Genomic DNA, 18,333 nt, shown 5'->3' on the forward strand with positions numbered 1-18,333 from the left:
CCAAGTTTTAAACAAATTTAGTTGTTTGTTAATTTTCTATATTTTTAGGATAAATGCCTTAAAATAAGTAACTTTAGTTAAAACTTAAATAATTATATCATGGGAATAAAAAGTTTTCAAGGAGCTAGAAAAGCCACACAGCAAAACAATAATAGCATTCAATCTAACTTTAAAGTTAGTGATTTTATGACACGTGATTTAATAACATTTAAAGCAACACAATCTGTAGAAGATGTTGTTAATACATTAATTAAGCATAAAATTTCTGGTGGTCCTGTTGTTAACGAGAATAATGAATTAATAGGTATAATTTCTGAAGGAGATTGTATTAAACAAATAAGCGATAGTAGATATTATAATATGCCTATGGAAAATGATTCTATAGAAAAACACATGGTAACTAATGTTGAAACCATAGATGGTAATTTAAATGTTTTTGATGCAGCAAAACAGTTTTTAGATTCTAAAAGAAGGCGTTTTCCAATAGTTGAAGATGGTAAACTGGTAGGTCAAATAAGCCAAAAAGACATATTAAAAGCAGCTATGCAATTAAAACAGCAAAACTGGAAATAGTTTATAATTTACGTTTTGGTTTATGTGCCTCAGGAGTATCTGTAATAATAATTTTACTTTTTGCATTTCCAATTATTGAGGCTATACTAGAATAATTATAATCTGCTATAGGGTTTTCTAAATCCATCCATTTAATATTTCCAGCAACTACAATTCTTTCTCCTACTTCTACAATGGCTTCAGTATATCGAAAGCTTTTTGTAAAACCAAATACGCCTTTAGCTTCTATATTATAAGCATTTAATAGCTCTATAAACTCCGGGCTCGATGTGCCAAAAGTGCCAATACGTACCGTTTTATCTGTAATTAAATATTCGTTATAATTCTGTGGTACTTTTTTAGGAAATACAACTACACGTTCACCATTTTGTTCAATAAAAAAATCTTGAATTTCTTCTTCGTAAACTAAAGTTTTCCAATGTGAAGACTTTCCTCTTTTTACCTTTTTTTCAATTTTCATTTTATAAAAAACACAAGGACGTTTGCTTAGTGGAGCAATTAAAGGCGATTCTATATTTAAAGCTTTTCCTTCAATTTTAGAAAAACTATGCGTTCTTAAACTACCAACGCGCTGGTATGGTAGTTTTTTTAGCGTTCTTAAAATAATAGTACTAGCGCTATAATAGTAAATTAAATAAATAATTGCAGCTACAATGCTAATACCTATTCCAATTAGTATAAGTTGGTGCATTTGGTTAAGGTTTTATTTATATGTAGTGTTTTTTTATAATAAGTTACACTTACTCTTTTCCTGCTTTTAAAGCGTAAGCAGCAAATGAGGCTAACCAATGTGAGCCAGCATAAGCTCCAGAATCCATTTTATTATAACTTGCATTAAAATGTGTGTTTGCAAGCGCAATCATTTTATTATTATTTAGTGCTTTTCCTATTTCGAATAAACACCAAGCACGACTAAAATTTAAACCATCAAGATGTGCCATTTTACCATCGGTTTTATCTACAACTTCAACAGGAAATATATGCTGCGAAGGATTTGTAGTGAATCCAGGCATAAATTTACTTAGCCAAATATTATATTCTTCTTCAGGTAAAACATTTAGCATTAAAGCAGCTTCTTGCAAACAAGGAGATAAAAAGTCAAAACCACCAGGCTCCCAACTTAGCGGGCAATTTTCATCTGTATAATAAAAATCTTTTGCTTTCTTTTTAATAACTGTTTCTAAGGTTTTATTATATTTTTTTGCATAATCTAAAGCAAAAGACATCCCAAATGCTGTATTTGGATGTTCTCCAACTCTTATAGGGTAATTAAGTTTTTCTAAAAAAATAATAAATTTATCTTCAATAAGTTTTGTTAATGGCGCTAAATCTTTCGCCATTTTTTTACCGTTTTCAGTTTCATACTCGTTTAAGCTTTCGGCAAGTTTTAATAACCAGGCCCAACCGTAAGTACGTTCAAAAGTTTTATTATGTATATCGTTAAAATAAGCGACTTCTTTTTCAATGTTTTCTTTAGTAATATTAGCGTTTAGTTTTTTTAAAATGGCTTCTTTATGTTTAAATTCGGGAAACTCAATTAATAAGTTTACTAAAGTCCAATGGCCATGTACAGACGAGTGCCAATCAAAACAACCATAAAAAGCAGGATGTAACTCTCGAGGTGTTTTTAAATAAGAAGCATCACCAATTACTTGGTTTAGTTTATTTGGGTATTCCTGGTCAATGCAATTATAGGCAAAGTGATAGAGATAATTAGCTTTGTCCTCTGTAAAATTTATAGCTTTGGTTGTTATATTTTTAGTACTAACAGGTTTCGTTTTTATTGGTTTGTTTTTTGCTTTATCACAGCTAAAAACTGTAATTAAAAAACATAATAATATTAGAGTATTTTTCATGAGTTATTTTCGTTTTACTAAAGCAAAAAAATCGTTTTCTAATGGTAAATAACCTTGATCATAAACAAAGTAGTAAACAGTACCAGCTTTGGTAGTATAAATACTTGTAAAGTAATTAAAATCGAACCCTTTTTCTATAAGTTTCGTTTTTGTGGTTTTGGTTTTTTGCTCTGGATTCAAGTTTTCTAATATTCTCCAGTTTTTTCTTAAACGGTTATTAATATTTCTTATTAAGTTTTTTCCATCTTTATTAATTTTATTATTAAATGCATTTCGACAGCCATCACTACAGAATTTTTTATCGATTCTGCCAACAATTTTGTCACCACATTCAGGGCATTTTTTTTGCATAATTGTTTTTATTTAGTTCGTACCAATTAATCATCTCGTTTTCAAAAGGAAATTGCTCAATATAATTTAAGCCTATTTTTTTTAGTATTTTATTAGATGCTATATTTCCTGTTTCTGCAGCACCTACTATGGTGTCTAAATTCATTGTGTTGAATCCATATTCTAATGATGCGATTGCAGTTTCAAAGGCATAACCTTTGTTCCAGAAACGTTCTATTAATCTATAGCCAACATCGTAAAAGTCTCTTTTATCACCTAATGTTTCTTGCTCTCCTGTATTAAATTTTAATCCAGACCAACCAATAAATTCATTTGAAGCTTTTTCTATAACAGCAAATCTTCCAATACCACGAGTTTGATATTGATTTATAATTTTATTTATATTTTCTTGTGCCTCTGCTTTAGTTTTAATAGGTTTTTTACCTAAGTATACATGTACATTTGGGTTGGAGTCCAACTCAAACATACCATCTAAATCTGTAGCTCTTATTTCTCTTAAAATTAGCCTTTGGGTTTCTATGTGTGTACTCATTTTATTTGTGTTTGTTTAAACAGTGTTTTGAAAATCAGTAGTGTAAGATACTAATTAATCGTTTACAAACGACAACAAACGCTTACAATCGACATTAAATACGTAAATACCGAATAACTTTTTACTTCTACAAGATCTTTGCAGTGTCGAAACATAAGAACTCGATGGTATTAACTGTTTAACACGAAAAATTAAAAATTATGAACACGCTTAAAAACAAAGTACAGTTAATTGGTAACTTAGGTCAAGATCCAGAAATTATCAATTTAGAATCAGGAAAAATGTTAGCTAAATTTTCTATCGCAACAAACGATAGCTATAAAAATGCTAATGGTGAAAAAATCACCGATACGCAATGGCACAATGTTGTTGCTTGGGGAAAAACAGCACAAATTATAGAGAAGTATGTAACAAAAGGAAAAGAAGTTGCTATAGAAGGAAAACTTACAACAAGAAGTTGGGAAGATAAAGATGGAATGAAACGCTACATAACAGAGGTTGTATGTAACGAGCTATTAATGCTTGGAAATAAATAAGCATATAAAACATAATAAAAAAAGGCTCACTTAAGTGAGCCTTTTTTTATTTTTTAGAGAGTATTAAATACACAGGGAAATGGTCACTATAACCACCTTTGTAGCGTTTGCCAACATACGTTCTATAAGGAGAACCTTTATATTTGCCGTCGCGTTCTTTTAAAAAATCTTCATCAAAAATATTAGCATTCACAAATCTTAAGGCATTTTTTTTACGTTCAAAAAAATTGTGAGTAATTAAAACTTGATCAAATAAATTCCATCTTTGGTTATGGCTAGTTGTACCGCGATCTCGAGACAAAAGTGTTCGCATTGGGTTAAACAAGCCATGACTAAGCTCTAGAGATTTTATACTTTTACTAAAAGGATCATCGTTAAAATCACCCATTACAATTATTTTAGCTTCACTGTTTTTTTCTTTTAATTCTGTTATTATTTCGGTTACTTTTTGCGAAGCTTTCATACGTTTATATTCAGTTTCCACATCACCAGATCGTCGAGATGGCCAATGGTTAACAAGCACATGTAGCTCTAAGCCTTCAAATAAACCACTAACTAATAATATATCTCTTGTTAAATCTACTACACCCAAATCGTCTACTAAATCTAGAGTATAAGATTTAGAATAGGCAACTTTAAACACAGACTCATCGTAAAGTAAAGCAACATCAATGCCTCGCTCATCTGGAGAATCATAATGTACAAAATCGTAGTTATATTCCTTAAGGTGTTTAGAGTTTACTAAATCTTTTAAAACAGCTTCGTTTTCAATTTCAGCTAAACCAACAATTGCAGGATGTCTATTAACATCTTTTTTTCCAATATTAGAAATAACGTAACCAATTTTTCGTAGTTTATTATTGTAACGTTTTATACTCCATTTTTTTTCAGAATTAGGAGTCATATCACTGTCTCGTGTTAATTCATCATCATAAACATCAAATAGGTTTTCAATATTATAAAAAGCGATACAGTGTCTTTTTCTTTTAGATTTAAAGAAGTTTAATTTCAATTTTTTTAGATTTGATAGAGTTAAAAATAGCAAATTTAATCTGCTTTCAATTGATTAACTTTGTGTTTTAAAATAAATTTATGTTAGAAAAGAAAGATGTAGAATTAGAAAGTGCTGTTCTAATAGGAATTATTACTAAAGATCAGGACGAAGAACGCTCTAAAGAATATTTAGATGAGTTGGAGTTTTTAACTTACACAGCCGGTGGAGATGTAAAAAAGCGTTTTACACAAAAAATGGATATGCCTAATCCTAAAACCTTTATTGGTACAGGAAAAATGGAAGATGTTCGCCAGTATATTGAAGCTAATAATATTAGTACTGCAATTTTTGATGATGAGTTGTCTGCAGCTCAAGAACGTAATATCTCTAAAATATTAAACTGTAAAGTATTAGACAGAACAAATTTAATATTAGATATTTTTGCACAACGAGCACAAACCAGTGCGGCAAGAACACAAGTAGAATTAGCACAATTTGAATATTTATTACCGCGACTAAAAGGAATGTGGACACACCTTGAAAGACAAAAAGGTGGTATAGGTATGCGTGGACCTGGAGAAACAGAAATTGAAACAGATAGACGTATAGTTCGTGACCGTATTGCATTATTAAAAGCAAAAATTAAAACAATAGACAAACAAATGTCTGTGCAACGCGGTAATCGAGGTAAAATGGTTCGTGTCGCTTTAGTTGGGTATACCAACGTAGGTAAATCTACCTTAATGAATACCATTAGTAAAAGTAAAGTATTTGCAGAAAACAAGCTTTTTGCAACTTTAGATACTACAGTTAGAAAAGTAGTAATACAAAACCTACCATTTTTATTAAGCGATACAGTAGGTTTTATACGTAAACTACCTACGCAATTAGTAGAGAGTTTTAAAAGTACATTAGACGAGGTTCGTGAGGCAGATTTATTACTACATGTTGTAGATATTTCTCACCCTAATTTTGAAGACCATATAGCATCTGTAAACAAAATTCTTGGTGAAATAGATAGTAGCAATAAGCCAACAATAATGGTTTTTAATAAAATTGATGCTTATCAAGCCAAACCATACGATGAAACCGATTTAATTGCAGAAAGAACCGAAGAACATTACAGTCTTGCCGAGTGGAAAAGAACTTGGATGAATCGAGTTGGTGAGGATAATGCATTATTTATTTCGGCATTAAACAAGAAAAACTTAGAAGACTTTAAAAAACGTGTTTACGATGAGGTAAGACAAATACACATTACACGTTTCCCATATAATCATTTTCTATATCCAGATTACGATTATGAAAACATGGGAGAAGAAGAATAAATTAATAAGGGCGTTACCTAAAGGTCAGGCTATACGTTATATCTTTTTTTTGCCATATATGGCAGCAAAAAAAAGGATGCCACTACTATCCTTAACGCAAAAAAAGCACTTCTTTTATTAGAAGTGCTTTTTTTAATATAATTAGAACCAACATTATATATAATACCGTATCTAAATAAAGCAAGATATTTTCACGTTATAAATATTCATGATAAAACAAAAAATAAATTCAGTACTAAAAAATAAATGGGTAAAAAAATGCTTAGCAGCAGGTGTAATAGCCTTAATTTTAGCTATTATTTTTTACCTAAGCATCTATTTTGGAGCCTTTGGAAAATTACCAAATACAGCAGCGCTAACAAATTTAAAGCAAGCCGAAGCAACCCAAGTTTTAGATAAAGACAGCACACTTATTGGTAAATATTATATTTACGATAGGCAGCCACTAACATACCAAGAATTCCCTAAACACCTTCTAAATGCCTTAATAGCAACAGAAGATGTAAGATTTTATGAGCATGATGGTGTAGATAATGTTAGTTTATTACGCGTATTTTTTAAAACAATATTATTTCAAGACCAATCCTCAGGTGGCGGTAGTACAATAACTTTACAATTAGCAAAAAATCTATTTGGAAGAGATAATCACTTTGTATTTAGTACAGTAATTAATAAAATAAAAGAATCTATTGTTGCAAAACGAATAGAAGAAATTTACTCTAAAAAAGAAATACTTACACTGTATCTTAATACTGTACCATTTCCAGACAACACATATGGAATAGAAAGCGCATCGCGCAAATTTTTTAATGTATCTACAAGTAATTTAACAGTGTCGCAAGCGGCAACATTAGTAGGTAGTTTAAAAGCAAACAGCTATTATAATCCCAGGCGAAATTTAGAAAATAGCCAAAAACGGCGTGATGTAGTACTACATCAAATGTTTAAATACAATTTTTTAAAAGAAGCAGAATTAAACAAAGCAAAGCAAGATTCTTTAATTTTAGACTATCAGTCTTTTAATCACGATTTAGGTTTAGCACCTTATTTTAGAGCACAATTAAAAAAAGAATTAAGCATAATTTTAGCCAATTATAAAAAGCCAAATGGCGAACCTTACGATTTGTATAACGATGGTTTAATAGTGCACACAACATTAGACCAACAAATGCAAAAGTATGCGGAAGAAGCTATGCAATCTCACTTAACAAAACTGCAAAAAGCTTACGAAGCTTCATACGGTAATAATGCACCTTGGAAAACAAATAAAACAATAATTGAGAGCGCTTTAAAAACGTTGCCAGAATATAAAAAATATGAAGCATTAGGTTTAGAAAAAAATCAAATTATAGACTCACTTTCTGTAAAACATGAAGTAGAATTATTTAGTTGGGATGGTGTTACAAAAAAACAAGTATCTACAATAGATAGTTTACAACATTATTTAAAATTTTTAAATACAGGTATGATTGCTTTAGACCCTAAAACTGGAGCAGTAAGAACCTATGTTGGTGGTACAGATTATAGATTTTTTAAATACGATCATGTGTCGCAAAGTGAACGTCAAGTAGGTTCAACCTTTAAGCCATTTGTATACACTGCAGCTATAGAAAACGGTATGAAACCGTGTACTTATTTTTCGCCAAAAGCCATTACTTATACAGATTATAAAAACTGGACACCAACCAATTCTGGAAGTAAAGCCGAAGATCCACATATTAACTACAACTTAGAAACTGCCTTAAGCCAGTCTATGAATACCATTGCAGTTAAGGTTTTAAATGAAGTAGGAATAGATAATGTTTTGCAGCAAGCTAAAAAATTAGGTATTACAAAAGACTTACCTAAAGAACCATCTTTAGCTTTGGGTGTAGCAGAAATTAATATAAAAGAACTTGCCGGCGCTTATGCCAGTTATGTAAACAATAGTAAACCGGTTAAGCCTTATTTTATTACTAAAATTGAAGATAAAAACGGAGTAGAAATTGTGTCTTTTAAACCAGAAGAAAACACAACAAAAGCTTATAGTGATAATACAAGGCAAGTTATGTTACAAATAATGAAATCTACTGTAAACTCAGGAACAGCAGCAAGACTTCGTTCCACATATAACTTAAAAAATAATATTGCAGGTAAAACAGGAACTACTCAAGATAATAAAGATGGTTGGTTTGTAGGTATAACACCAAATTTGATTACTGTAAATTGGGTTGGTAACGATAATTATAATATTGGTTTTAAAACCACAGGATTAGGGCAAGGTGCAAATTCAGCATTGCCAATTTTTGCTAAATTTTATCAGAAATTAAATTTAGATTCAAATTATAATTCAATAACAAAAAGTAATTTTGAAAATCCTTCACCAGATGTTATTGATGCTTTAAACTGTGAAGATGAAAAACGTGATGGTTTCTTAAAACGTTTATTTGGTAAAAAGAAAAACGAACGAAAATTTAATAAAAGAGATTAATTTTATTATTTATAAACTTTATTTCGCTCTTTTGTAATAAAAATCTACGGTTATAGGTTCTTTATCCATTTTACCTTCAATCCAAGCATGTATAGAATCTTTTACAGGATTTGAGTAAGATATTTTTGAAGGAAAATCATGTTTTAAATTCTCGAAAGTAAAAACACCATTATTAGTAGGTTTCAGCCTAAAAGTTACAGGTTTGTTATCATTTTGGTTATACGCTACAACTGTAAATGTTACAGCGTTATCAACTTGTTGTAGTGTTACACGCTCGGCAAAAACGGTATCGTTTTCTACAATAGTATAGCTGTGCGCTTTTAAAGTACTATCGTTTGTTTTGTGCCAATTTTCAAAAGATTGTTTTTCTTCAGTAATATTTGTCCAACTTCCAACTAACCATTGTAGTTGTTCAATTTTTTCGTAATTCTTTTTTGATATTTCTGCTTGTTTTTCTTCTTTTTTACAAGAAATAAAAACTAGAATTAAACATAGTAGCGATAATTTTTTCATTTTAAACGCCTATAAAACAGTAAGGTACAAAAAAACGCGTCTCTAAAAAGAAACGCGTTTTATATTTAAGTATTTTAAAGGTTTATAGGTTATAGCTTAAACCTATTAACCAGTAAGATTGTAATTTGTTATCTACATTATCAAATGTAGGAATTGCTTGAAGCGGTGTAGCTAAAGGATCGTGTTGCCCTAAAGCATAGTTAAGCGCTTCTTGTTTGTTGCTTCTTAAACCAAAATCGAAACCAACACCAATCATTTTCCATAATGTGTAGCTAAAAGAGTTTGTCCAAGTTATGTTAGATAAATCTCCACTTTTATAGCTTTGAAAAGTAGATAAGTTAGATTTAAAGCTAACAGCTCCAATTTGTCTTGTGTAATCTGCAACAATTTTAGCACCTAAAGACGATTCAAAAACAGAATCACCATCAGCAAATACAAAATTGTAGTTTAATGGGTGCACAACAACTATTAAGTTTTCTAAAGGTGTCCAAGTACCACCAACACCAACATCTAAGTATCCTGGATCATTAAAGTTGTCTAGTAAAGTAGTTCTGTATTCTGCTAAACCAGAAACAGCAAAGTTTTTAGTAAGGTTTCTTCCGTATAAAGAAGAAATGTTAAAAACATCTGTAGTTGGGTTAAAACTATCATCATCAGTTGGATCGTTTTTATCATCTAACTTAACCCAGTTTAAATTAGTTGTTAACGCGTTTCTCCAGAAAAACTTTTCTTCAATTAAATTAGCAAAACCATTAATAGAAACACCAATGTTACCAGAAGAGTTATCTGGTGTACCTTGAGCATACCAATTGCTAAAGTTAGAAATGGTTCCACCTATAGTACCAAAAAGACCTTTTCTCCATCCTGGAAGTGCGTCTATTTGAGCTTGTAATGCATTTGCTTCAGCTTGAAATTTATCTGCTTCGGCTTGTTTTTCTGCTTTTTGAGCTTGAAGCTCTTCTTTAGTCTGTGCGTTAATTGTAAATGTTCCAATTGATAACGCTAGTAATAATAAAAGTTTTTTCATTTTAAATCTTAAAAATTTTATGTTGTAAAAGTAGTAGAAATAGAAATAATAGCTAAAATTACTGTAGCTATTTAGTATAAAATATAGATTAAGTGTGCTTTTTAAACGATTATTAGCGCTTATAAAGTGGCACAGAAGAACAGGCTTCACCAAATAATATAGATTTTACTACTGGCTTTAATTTGTTACTTAACATAATTAATGCACTATTTGGTACTGGCTTTTTAGAGCATCCTTTTATAATAACAGGTTTATCTTTGTAAGTACTAGTGTCTAAATTAGCGATTATTTCTTGATATATTTCTGTTTCTAACGCTTCTAAACTCCCTAAAACTGTTTTTTTAGTATATGGTTGAAGCTGTAACGTAATTAACATAAATGCCCAAGCTGGTACAATAGCATCGGTAGAGCAGGTAAGTGCAACGTATTGGTTTTCATGTTGTGACCAATTATAGTTTTTTACGCTTTCGCGGAAGTCTTTCTCACGTAAAACAAAACCTTCGTACAACCAGTCTTTAATATCAAAAACGACACGTTTTCCTTCAGGATAAAAATCCTCAAGATCAAAAACAACTAATTTACTATTTGCAACGCGATTTATAATTTCTTCTGCCATAATACAAATTTAAATATTTATTGGTATCCTTCTGCCTGTAGTGTAAATAAATCGGCATATAATAATTTGTTTTCCATTAACTCTTCATGTGTTCCTATTTCTAAAACACGACCTTCTTCTAAAACTAAAATTCTATCTGCTTGCCTAACGGTACTAAATCTATGAGAAATAATAATACTTGTTTTTCCTTGTGTTAAGCCAATAAAACGCTCAAAAACTTCACTTTCTGCTTTGGCGTCTAATGCTGAGGTTGGCTCATCTAATATCATAACCTTTGCATCTTTCATGTAAGCTCTTGCTAATGCTACTTTTTGCCATTGACCTCCAGAGAGTTCTTGTCCTTTAGCAAAACGTTTTCCTAGCTGTTGGTTATAACCAAACTTTAAATCTTGCACGACTTCGTTAGCTAAACTTAATTGTGCTGCGTTTTCAATTTTAATTTGGTTATCTATTTCTTCTATATCGCCAATGGCAATGTTTTCTTTAACGGTAAATTCGTATTTAAAGAAATCTTGAAAAATAACGCCAAAATATTCTTGATAGTTTGCTTTATTAAACCTATTAATATTAATGCCATCTAGTAATATTTCACCAGATGTTGGCTCGTAAAACCGTAATATAAGTTTGGTTAAGGTTGTTTTTCCTGCTCCATTTTGTCCTACAAAAGCAAGCTTTTCGCCAGCTTTCATGGTAAAACTAATGCCTTTTAATATTTCATTATCGGATCCTGGATAAGCAAAACGAACGTTTTTAAATTCGAATCCTTTTTTAATGGTTTTAGGAAGTGGCGTGTCTTCCTTATGGTTAGGTTCTATAGAAATGTCTAAAAAATCGAAATAATCTTTTAAGTACAAGGCACTTTCTGTAATTCTAGTAAATTTTGAGAAGAAGTCTTGTAAATTTTTAGTAAGCCTGTTAAACGATCCTGAGAGAAAAGTTAGTTCACCTAAAGTAATGGCTCCAGAAATTACTCTGTAAATTATAAATACATAAGCGCCATAATAGCTTAATGTACCTAAAACATTAAATAGGAAGCCTAAAGCTGATCGTTTTACTGCTAGCTTTTTATTTAAATCATAATACTCATGAGAAAGGTTTTTAAACCTGTTAACCACAAAATCTGTTAGCCCAAAAAGTTTTATTTCTTTTGCTGTTTTATCGTTAGCACCAATAAAACGCAAATAATCGAGTTCTCTGCGCTCTGCAGTCCAACCTCTAGCTAAAGAGTATTGCTGTTGGCTAAACCAAATTTCGTTTATAAACGATGGTATAATGCTTAATACTAAAAGGATAATTAAGTAAGGTTCAAAATAAACTAAACCGGCAACTAAAGTTAGTATAGATATAAGGCTTTGTACTTCTCCTAAAGCGTTAGACATTAATCCAACGCGGCCAGTTGTTTGTGTTCTGGCGCGCTCTAATTTATCATAAAACTCTGAGTTTTCTAACAGACTTATGTTTATTTGATTTGTTTTTTTTATGATTCTTACAGAAGAACCTATAGAATAAGAATCGCCTAATAAACCATCTGTTAATGATATGGCTCTACTTATTAAATCTGAAAGTATTATTAACCCAAACTCTATGGCAACATAGGTCCAGAGTTGTGTTAAATCTGAAACATCTGCTTTAGTTTGTAAAATAATTTCATCTATAATTATTTTACCAATCCAAAGTATTACTACAGGTAAAACTGCACCAACAAGCCTACAAAAAGCAGAAAGTAAAAACAGTTTTTTATTGGTTTTCCAAATTTCTTTAAAAAACCTAGGAATGAAAACCAGTGCACTAAAAGACTGTTTTAAACTGGTTTTTTTATTGTCTTTAAGTGATGTTAGTTTACGTCTTGGCATTCAATAGTATTTATAACATACCAAGTTCCAGCTTAGCTTCTTCACTCATTAAGTCTTGAGTCCAAGGCGGATCGAAAGTAATTTCTACTTCGGCATCTTTAACTGCTTTAAGAGATTTTACTTTTTCTTCAACCTCTAAAGGCAATGTTTCGGCTACAGGACAATTAGGAGTTGTTAAAGTCATTAAAATTTTAACGTCGTAGTCTTCATTTACAAAAACGTCGTAAATTAATCCTAATTCATATATATCAACAGGAATTTCTGGATCGTAAATTGTTTTTAATACAGCTACTATTTTTTCGCCTAATTCTGTAGTGTCTATTGTTGTTTCGCTCATGGAAAATATATTTTGTTTTTCTTTTTAAAAAAGAAAGGTATTATTTTAATTGCGTTTGGTAGGCAATAGCATACATTTTAAGTTGCTTAATCATGCTTACTAAACCATTTGCTCTTGTTGGCGATAAATGTTCTTTTAAACCAATTTTATCTATAAAATCTGTATTAGCATCAATTATATCTTTTGGGTGCTGGTTAGAGAATGCTCTAATTAAAATAGCAATTATACCTTTTGTAATTATAGCATCACTATCTGCTGTAAAAGCAACTTTATCGTCGTTCATTTCTGCATGAACCCAAACCTTACTTTGGCAGCCTTTTATAATATTATTATCGGTTTTAAATTGGTCGTCTATAAGTGGTAATTCTTTACCTAAATCTATCATGTATTGATAGCGTTCTTCCCAATCTTCAAACATTGAAAACTCGTCTATTATTTCGTCTTGTATTTCTTGAATACTTTGCATTTTTAATTTTAATTTTCTATTGCAAAATTACGCAAATCTTTAATTCTTTTCTTCACTTTGGTTTGCAATCTTTAAAAGTAAAGTGACTAAAGGCTCTATTTCTTTATTTGGTTTTCCAGCATCAAAAACCGGAACATTAAATGTTTCTCCGTTTTTGGTTATAGAAAAATTTGCCATGGCTGCACCATCGTATTGATGTGCTTTTGTTGGTGGCTGTAAGTTTGAAAGTGCTTTAAGGTTTAAATTCTCAACTAAGTTTTTAGCTGTCGACCAATTTTCGTTAGAACAAACTTTAGCAACTGGTTCTGCGCCATGACCTTTTTGAATACTTACCGCTTTGTTATCTAGTACAATTTTATTAAAACTTCCTCTAGACTGTGTTTTATATTCAATTTTAAAAGTCTCTTGAGAAACTTTTTGATTTATAGTATTTGTTGCAGTTAGTAATGTACTATCATTATAGCTTAGCGTTAACTTTCCCTTTTCAATTTTATAACTATTAGCTTTACTTAAATGATTTAGTAATTGTCTTTCAATAGAATTTACAGCATTATCTGCACACATTTTTTTTGTAGATGCAAGTTTACTGAACTCAATGGTATTATTTAGTGTTGAAAAGCTTCCAGAAAAATTATTACATCCAGAAAAACCTGATACTATATTACTTTTGCTATCAAAATTAAGTGTAAGTTTTTGATCAATATTATTAGTATCAATAGATGAAATAAAAAACTCACCACTTGGTGTATTTTGAGAAGTAGTATTATTATCGTTTGTAAGATTTGAAGCTGCTTGATTGGCGCCACAAGCGTTTAAAATAACAGTAAAAAAAAGCATTGTAATTGTTTTCATTTTGTAATAGTTGTTTGTTGTGATATAATATTACAAAAAAGAAGCCAAAGTTTTACGATAACATCATTTTTGCTTTTTTTATGCCTTCTACTAAAGCATCAATCTCTTGTTTTGTATTATAAAATGCGAATGATGCACGAATAGTTCCTGGGATTTTAAAGTAATCCATTATTGGTTGAGCGCAATGGTGACCTGTTCTAACAGCGATTCCCATTTTGTCTAATAATGTACCAACATCGTAAGGATGAATACCATCTAAATTAAAAGAAATAACAGATGTTTTATTTTTGGCAGTACCATAAATTTTTAAACCGTCTATTTCTAATAGTTTTTCTGTACCGTATTTTAATAATTCGTTTTCGTAATTAGCTATAGTTTCAAAACCTACAGTATTCATATAATCTATGGCTGCACCAAAAGCAATACCGCCACAAATATTTGGTGTTCCTGCTTCAAATTTATGAGGTAATCCTGCGTAAGTTGTTTTTTCGAAAGATACTTGATCTATCATTTCGCCACCACCTTGATATGGAGGAAGTTTTTCTAACCATTCTTGTTTTCCATATAACATTCCAACGCCTGTTGGTCCACACATTTTGTGTGCAGATGTTACATAAAAATCTACGTTTAATGCTTGAACATCTGGTTTTACATGCGGACAAGCTTGTGCGCCATCTATTAATACAGCTGCGCCAACATTATGCGCTTGTTTTATAATAGATTCTATAGGGTTTATAGTCCCTAATGCATTTGATATATGGTTTACAAATACCAGTTTTGTTTTATTAGAAAGTAATTGAGCATAAACAACCATATCTAATTCACCTTCTTGGTTCATAGGTATGACTTTTAAAGTAGCTCCTGTTTTTTCACATAACATTTGCCAAGGTACAATGTTACTGTGATGCTCTAATGCAGAAACTATAACCTCATCACTTTTATTAAGTAATGCAGCAAAACCATGTGCTACTAGATTTATACTTTCTGTTGTTCCTGAAGTATATATAATCTCGTAAGCATGTTTTGCGTTAAAATGGTTTTGTATGGTTAGTCTAGCAGCCTCGTATTTATCTGTAGCTTCTTGGCTTAATGCATGAACGCCTCTATGTATATTTGCATTATAATTACTGTAGTAATCTACAATAACATCTATAACCTGTTGTGGTGTTTGCGATGTTGCTGCGTTATCAAAATACACCAAAGGTTTGCCGTTTACTTTGCGGTTAAGTATTGGAAAATCTTTTCTTATTTTATCTATGTCTAACATCTGTTATCTGTAATATTTTATTTTATGACCATTATAATAACCAAGACCATTTAAGTTTGTCAAAAATACGAAACGTTTTTCATCTATAAACTCAAATTTTTTAACTGCCATTTGTGAACCAACTGAATGAGGCAAGCCACCTTTCCAGAATAATATTGGTTTAAAAATTAATTCTTTTGAAAACTTTTTACCTTTTTCAATTATCTTGAAAAAACCTTTGTTAGAATAATAATACATTGAATCATTATATGGGTTATAGGTTACTGGTCCTAAGTATTCAACTAATTTTTTAACTGTTACCTTTTTATTGTTTCTAACTATTTCTCTTTCAGTGTGTTCTAAAATATAATCTATTGATATACTGTTGTAAAAATCTAAAAATTTTGTTTTAGAATAAATTGATATGCCTCCGCTAATAAAAAAGTGATGCGTGCTTTGGGAGATGAAAATTTTTCCATTTTTATCTTCAGCTATACCTTTAACTCCATTATGTATTGGTATTTGTGCAGGGAATTTATAAATCAACTCGTTATGTATTAGTTTAATTTTGGTTGGAAAAGTATCAATAACTGCTTTTTTATAGTCATGCTCTTTGTTCCATTTCTTTTCCTCTTTATAAGTTAAATGAGAATTAATATCTAAATATTCTTCTTCAAAAAATGTTTTTTTATTAATGTCAAAAAACCATGTGTATTGACCAAATTCGCCTCTGTCGTATGTTAACCAAAGTCTATTTTCTTTATCTAAATATGAAAGACTAGGTTTTCTTAAGTATTTAGTTATGGTATCAGTACTTCTGTGTCTAGAATTATATATTCTATTTCTTCCTTTTGGATAAAATAGTTTTTTGTCTAAATAAATTCCTCTATTGGATAGTATTAATGTTTTATTTTTCGAAGTAATAAAAGTTGAAAACGCTTCTCCTTTAAAAGTGTCTTTTTGTTTCCAATTATTGTCATTTATAAATTCAAGAACTTGACCTTTTGTTGTAGTAGCTACTAATCTGTTTTTATGTGACTTTGCAATTGTATTAATATTTGATTTTATTCCATTTATCGTGTTTGTTTTAATATCCCAAATAACTAAACTATCACCTTTTGTAATTGAATAAATTTCATTATCAATAATTATAAAATCTTTATAATTGGTTTTTAAAGCTTCGAATTTTATTGAAGGAATACTGTCTTGTGCTATTAATAAAAATGGAATTAGAATAAAATAAAGTAACTGTACTTTTTTCATAATAGCTGGTTTTAAATTATAATTTAAAACTATAACAAATTAATCATTTTAAAAGCATTAATGAGTAAATATGCTCTTTGATTGAGTGAAAGGCATAAAAAAACTGTTTCTAAATATTAGAAACAGTTTTTAATTATTTTCAGAATTATATAATTTCTGTTTTTCAGAATTTTATAAATCAAAACCAATATTAACACCTAATTTATTGGCAATTAATTTAGTTATACGTTGTTTAAGTTCTGGAATTTTTACTGAGTCTAATACATTATTACTAAAGGCAAACATTAATAATGCTCTAGCTTCTTTTTCTGGAATACCACGTTGTTTCATGTAAAACAATGCACTATCATCTAATTGTCCAATAGTACAACCATGAGAACATTTAACATCGTCTGCAAAAATCTCAAGTTGTGGTTTTGTATTTATGGTAGCTTTGTCGCTTAATAATATGTTGTTATTAGCTTGAAATGCATTTGTTTTTTGTGCTTCTTTATTTACAACTACTTTTCCATTAAAAACACCTATTGCATTATCACTAAAAATACCTTTATAATCTTGATGACTTTCACAGTTTGGCTCGATATGGTGTACTAATGTGTTATGGTCTACATGTTGTTTATCTCCAATAATAGTAATACCTTTCATTGTAGAATCTATACGCTCACCGTTTTGATAAAAATTTAGATTATTACGTGTAATTTTTCCACCAAAACTAAAAGTATGAACTAAACAATGACTTTGCTCTTTTTGGTCTACGTAAGTATTATCTATTAATGAGGCATTTTTATTATCGTTTTGAATTTTATAATAATCTACTATTGCTCGTTTATTACCATAAATTTCTGTAACGCTATTAGTAAATACAGGGTTTTCTGTTAAACTTTGGTGACGTTCTATAATTTGCACATGTGAGTTTTCGTCTACAACAATTAAGTTTCTAGGCTGAAGCATTAATGCTGCTTCATTTCCTGTAGAGAAATGTATAATTTGTATTGGTTTTTCTACCAATTTATTTTTTGGAATGTGTATGTATGCTCCTTCGTTTGAAAATGCAGTGTTTAAAGAGGTTAAACTTTCTTTAGGTGCAATTTTATTAAAATAATTTTCTATTACAGGTCTATATTTTGGCTTATTTAAAGCCGAAGACATTAAGCAAACATCTATACCATCATGTGTTACATGAGATAGGTGAGATGAATATTTACCATCAATAAAAATAATTTTATAAGTATCTATATCGTGTATAAAGTATTTTTGTATTTCTTTATAGTCTAATGCATTTTGCTGTTTAGGAAAAACACTATAGTCTTCTTTTAAAATACTTTTTAAAGATGTGTATTTCCAAGCTTCATCTTTTTTTGAAGGAAAGCCTGTAGTCTCAAAAGTTTTTATTGCCTCTGTTCTTATATCATGAACAGGTGAGTCTACATCGATTGTGTTTTCGAATGCTAAAAAAGATGATACTAATTTTTCTTTTAAATCCATGTTGTTAAGTCTTCAGTTTTTAGTTTTTTATTACA

Annotated in this window: 19 protein-coding genes; 4 read left to right on the top strand and 15 right to left on the bottom strand. The window is 30.1% G+C overall.

All coding sequences use genetic code 11. The features are described from left to right. Positions 1-99: 99 nt before the first annotated feature. Positions 100-573, top strand: a complete 474-nt coding sequence (locus BM549_RS03420; RefSeq protein ID WP_290468977.1) for a CBS domain-containing protein — start codon at positions 100-102, stop codon at positions 571-573. Between the two features lies 1 nt (position 574). Here the strand turns inward: BM549_RS03420 and BM549_RS03425 are convergent, their stop codons facing one another. The 4 genes from BM549_RS03425 to BM549_RS03440 are packed head-to-tail and all read right to left on the bottom strand — an operon-like array spanning position 575 to position 3,312. Next, positions 575-1,264 (bottom strand): hypothetical protein, encoded by a 690-nt coding sequence (locus tag BM549_RS03425; protein WP_290468978.1) that lies wholly within the window; start codon positions 1,262-1,264, stop codon positions 575-577. 49 nt (positions 1,265-1,313) lie between these two features. Then, on the bottom strand, positions 1,314-2,429 hold the full coding sequence (locus tag BM549_RS03430; protein ID WP_290468979.1) for a DUF2891 domain-containing protein: 1,116 nt from the start codon (positions 2,427-2,429) through the stop codon (positions 1,314-1,316). A 3-nt stretch (positions 2,430-2,432) separates the two neighbouring features. Then, the gene (locus BM549_RS03435) at positions 2,433-2,780 is read right to left on the bottom strand and encodes a hypothetical protein (RefSeq protein ID WP_013869791.1); all 348 of its coding nucleotides are present in this window, start codon (positions 2,778-2,780) and stop codon (positions 2,433-2,435) included. Then, positions 2,761-3,312 (bottom strand): GNAT family N-acetyltransferase, encoded by a 552-nt coding sequence (locus tag BM549_RS03440; protein ID WP_013869792.1) that lies wholly within the window; start codon positions 3,310-3,312, stop codon positions 2,761-2,763. Before BM549_RS03440 ends, BM549_RS03435 begins: the two co-directional genes overlap by 20 nt. 200 nt (positions 3,313-3,512) lie before the next feature. Here BM549_RS03440 and BM549_RS03445 point away from each other — a divergent pair, with 200 nt between their 5' ends. Next, the gene (locus BM549_RS03445; RefSeq protein ID WP_013869793.1) at positions 3,513-3,848 is read left to right on the top strand and encodes a single-stranded DNA-binding protein; all 336 of its coding nucleotides are present in this window, start codon (positions 3,513-3,515) and stop codon (positions 3,846-3,848) included. Positions 3,849-3,894: 46 nt separating this feature from the next. Here the strand turns inward: BM549_RS03445 and BM549_RS03450 are convergent, their stop codons facing one another. Next, the gene (locus BM549_RS03450; protein ID WP_290468980.1) at positions 3,895-4,860 is read right to left on the bottom strand and encodes an endonuclease/exonuclease/phosphatase family protein; all 966 of its coding nucleotides are present in this window, start codon (positions 4,858-4,860) and stop codon (positions 3,895-3,897) included. A gap of 80 nt (positions 4,861-4,940) precedes the next feature. On the opposite strand from BM549_RS03450, the gene hflX reads away from it, so the two are divergent. After that, positions 4,941-6,170 (top strand): GTPase HflX, encoded by a 1,230-nt coding sequence (gene hflX, locus BM549_RS03455; RefSeq protein WP_013869795.1) that lies wholly within the window; start codon positions 4,941-4,943, stop codon positions 6,168-6,170. A 208-nt stretch (positions 6,171-6,378) separates the two neighbouring features. Then, complete coding sequence (locus BM549_RS03460; RefSeq protein ID WP_290468981.1) at positions 6,379-8,640, top strand: transglycosylase domain-containing protein; 2,262 nt, start codon at positions 6,379-6,381, stop codon at positions 8,638-8,640. A gap of 18 nt (positions 8,641-8,658) precedes the next feature. Here BM549_RS03460 and BM549_RS03465 read toward each other — a convergent pair whose 3' ends face one another. From BM549_RS03465 to sufD, 10 genes are all read right to left on the bottom strand, one after another. After that, positions 8,659-9,153 (bottom strand): DUF6265 family protein, encoded by a 495-nt coding sequence (locus tag BM549_RS03465; protein WP_290468982.1) that lies wholly within the window; start codon positions 9,151-9,153, stop codon positions 8,659-8,661. 82 nt (positions 9,154-9,235) lie between these two features. Further along, positions 9,236-10,180: a DUF3078 domain-containing protein gene (locus BM549_RS03470; RefSeq protein WP_290468983.1), complete on the bottom strand. Its 945-nt coding sequence runs from the start codon at positions 10,178-10,180 to the stop codon at positions 9,236-9,238. A gap of 112 nt (positions 10,181-10,292) precedes the next feature. After that, positions 10,293-10,796: a DUF2480 family protein gene (locus tag BM549_RS03475; protein ID WP_290468984.1), complete on the bottom strand. Its 504-nt coding sequence runs from the start codon at positions 10,794-10,796 to the stop codon at positions 10,293-10,295. Positions 10,797-10,813: 17 nt separating this feature from the next. Further along, entirely contained in the window at positions 10,814-12,649 is a 1,836-nt protein-coding gene (locus BM549_RS03480) for an ABC transporter ATP-binding protein (protein ID WP_290468985.1), read from the bottom strand. A 10-nt stretch (positions 12,650-12,659) separates the two neighbouring features. Continuing rightward, positions 12,660-12,986: an SUF system Fe-S cluster assembly protein gene (locus tag BM549_RS03485; RefSeq protein WP_013869801.1), complete on the bottom strand. Its 327-nt coding sequence runs from the start codon at positions 12,984-12,986 to the stop codon at positions 12,660-12,662. Positions 12,987-13,026: 40 nt separating this feature from the next. Further along, positions 13,027-13,452 (bottom strand): SufE family protein, encoded by a 426-nt coding sequence (locus tag BM549_RS03490; RefSeq protein ID WP_013869802.1) that lies wholly within the window; start codon positions 13,450-13,452, stop codon positions 13,027-13,029. Between the two features lie 39 nt (positions 13,453-13,491). After that, positions 13,492-14,304 (bottom strand): META domain-containing protein, encoded by an 813-nt coding sequence (locus BM549_RS03495; RefSeq protein WP_290468986.1) that lies wholly within the window; start codon positions 14,302-14,304, stop codon positions 13,492-13,494. A 52-nt stretch (positions 14,305-14,356) separates the two neighbouring features. Beyond that, the gene (locus tag BM549_RS03500; protein ID WP_290468987.1) at positions 14,357-15,571 is read right to left on the bottom strand and encodes an aminotransferase class V-fold PLP-dependent enzyme; all 1,215 of its coding nucleotides are present in this window, start codon (positions 15,569-15,571) and stop codon (positions 14,357-14,359) included. Between the two features lie 3 nt (positions 15,572-15,574). Next, positions 15,575-16,813 carry a hypothetical protein gene (locus BM549_RS03505; protein WP_290468988.1) on the bottom strand — a complete coding sequence of 413 codons (1,239 nt, stop codon included), beginning with the start codon at positions 16,811-16,813 and terminating at the stop codon, positions 15,575-15,577. A gap of 171 nt (positions 16,814-16,984) precedes the next feature. Continuing rightward, entirely contained in the window at positions 16,985-18,298 is a 1,314-nt protein-coding gene (gene sufD, locus BM549_RS03510; protein ID WP_290468989.1) for a Fe-S cluster assembly protein SufD, read from the bottom strand. Positions 18,299-18,333 lie beyond the last annotated feature (35 nt).

The organism is Lacinutrix sp. MedPE-SW, from assembly GCF_001874145.1.
Taxonomy (GTDB): Bacteria; Bacteroidota; Bacteroidia; order Flavobacteriales; family Flavobacteriaceae; genus Lacinutrix.

What these genes read in the sequence shown, in the direction of transcription:
- BM549_RS03420 (WP_290468977.1), top strand. Translation starts at nt 100, where the DNA reads ATGGGAATAAAAAGTTTTCAAGGAGCTAGAAAAGCCACACAGCAAAAC.
- BM549_RS03425 (WP_290468978.1), bottom strand. Translation starts at nt 1,264, where the DNA reads ATGCACCAACTTATACTAATTGGAATAGGTATTAGCATTGTAGCTGCA.
- BM549_RS03430 (WP_290468979.1), bottom strand. Translation starts at nt 2,429, where the DNA reads ATGAAAAATACTCTAATATTATTATGTTTTTTAATTACAGTTTTTAGC.
- BM549_RS03435 (WP_013869791.1), bottom strand. Translation starts at nt 2,780, where the DNA reads ATGCAAAAAAAATGCCCTGAATGTGGTGACAAAATTGTTGGCAGAATC.
- BM549_RS03440 (WP_013869792.1), bottom strand. Translation starts at nt 3,312, where the DNA reads ATGAGTACACACATAGAAACCCAAAGGCTAATTTTAAGAGAAATAAGA.
- BM549_RS03445 (WP_013869793.1), top strand. Translation starts at nt 3,513, where the DNA reads ATGAACACGCTTAAAAACAAAGTACAGTTAATTGGTAACTTAGGTCAA.
- hflX (WP_013869795.1), top strand. Translation starts at nt 4,941, where the DNA reads ATGTTAGAAAAGAAAGATGTAGAATTAGAAAGTGCTGTTCTAATAGGA.
- BM549_RS03460 (WP_290468981.1), top strand. Translation starts at nt 6,379, where the DNA reads ATGATAAAACAAAAAATAAATTCAGTACTAAAAAATAAATGGGTAAAA.
- BM549_RS03465 (WP_290468982.1), bottom strand. Translation starts at nt 9,153, where the DNA reads ATGAAAAAATTATCGCTACTATGTTTAATTCTAGTTTTTATTTCTTGT.
- BM549_RS03470 (WP_290468983.1), bottom strand. Translation starts at nt 10,180, where the DNA reads ATGAAAAAACTTTTATTATTACTAGCGTTATCAATTGGAACATTTACA.
- BM549_RS03475 (WP_290468984.1), bottom strand. Translation starts at nt 10,796, where the DNA reads ATGGCAGAAGAAATTATAAATCGCGTTGCAAATAGTAAATTAGTTGTT.
- BM549_RS03480 (WP_290468985.1), bottom strand. Translation starts at nt 12,649, where the DNA reads ATGCCAAGACGTAAACTAACATCACTTAAAGACAATAAAAAAACCAGT.
- BM549_RS03485 (WP_013869801.1), bottom strand. Translation starts at nt 12,986, where the DNA reads ATGAGCGAAACAACAATAGACACTACAGAATTAGGCGAAAAAATAGTA.
- BM549_RS03490 (WP_013869802.1), bottom strand. Translation starts at nt 13,452, where the DNA reads ATGCAAAGTATTCAAGAAATACAAGACGAAATAATAGACGAGTTTTCA.
- BM549_RS03495 (WP_290468986.1), bottom strand. Translation starts at nt 14,304, where the DNA reads ATGAAAACAATTACAATGCTTTTTTTTACTGTTATTTTAAACGCTTGT.
- BM549_RS03500 (WP_290468987.1), bottom strand. Translation starts at nt 15,571, where the DNA reads ATGTTAGACATAGATAAAATAAGAAAAGATTTTCCAATACTTAACCGC.
- BM549_RS03505 (WP_290468988.1), bottom strand. Translation starts at nt 16,813, where the DNA reads ATGAAAAAAGTACAGTTACTTTATTTTATTCTAATTCCATTTTTATTA.
- sufD (WP_290468989.1), bottom strand. Translation starts at nt 18,298, where the DNA reads ATGGATTTAAAAGAAAAATTAGTATCATCTTTTTTAGCATTCGAAAAC.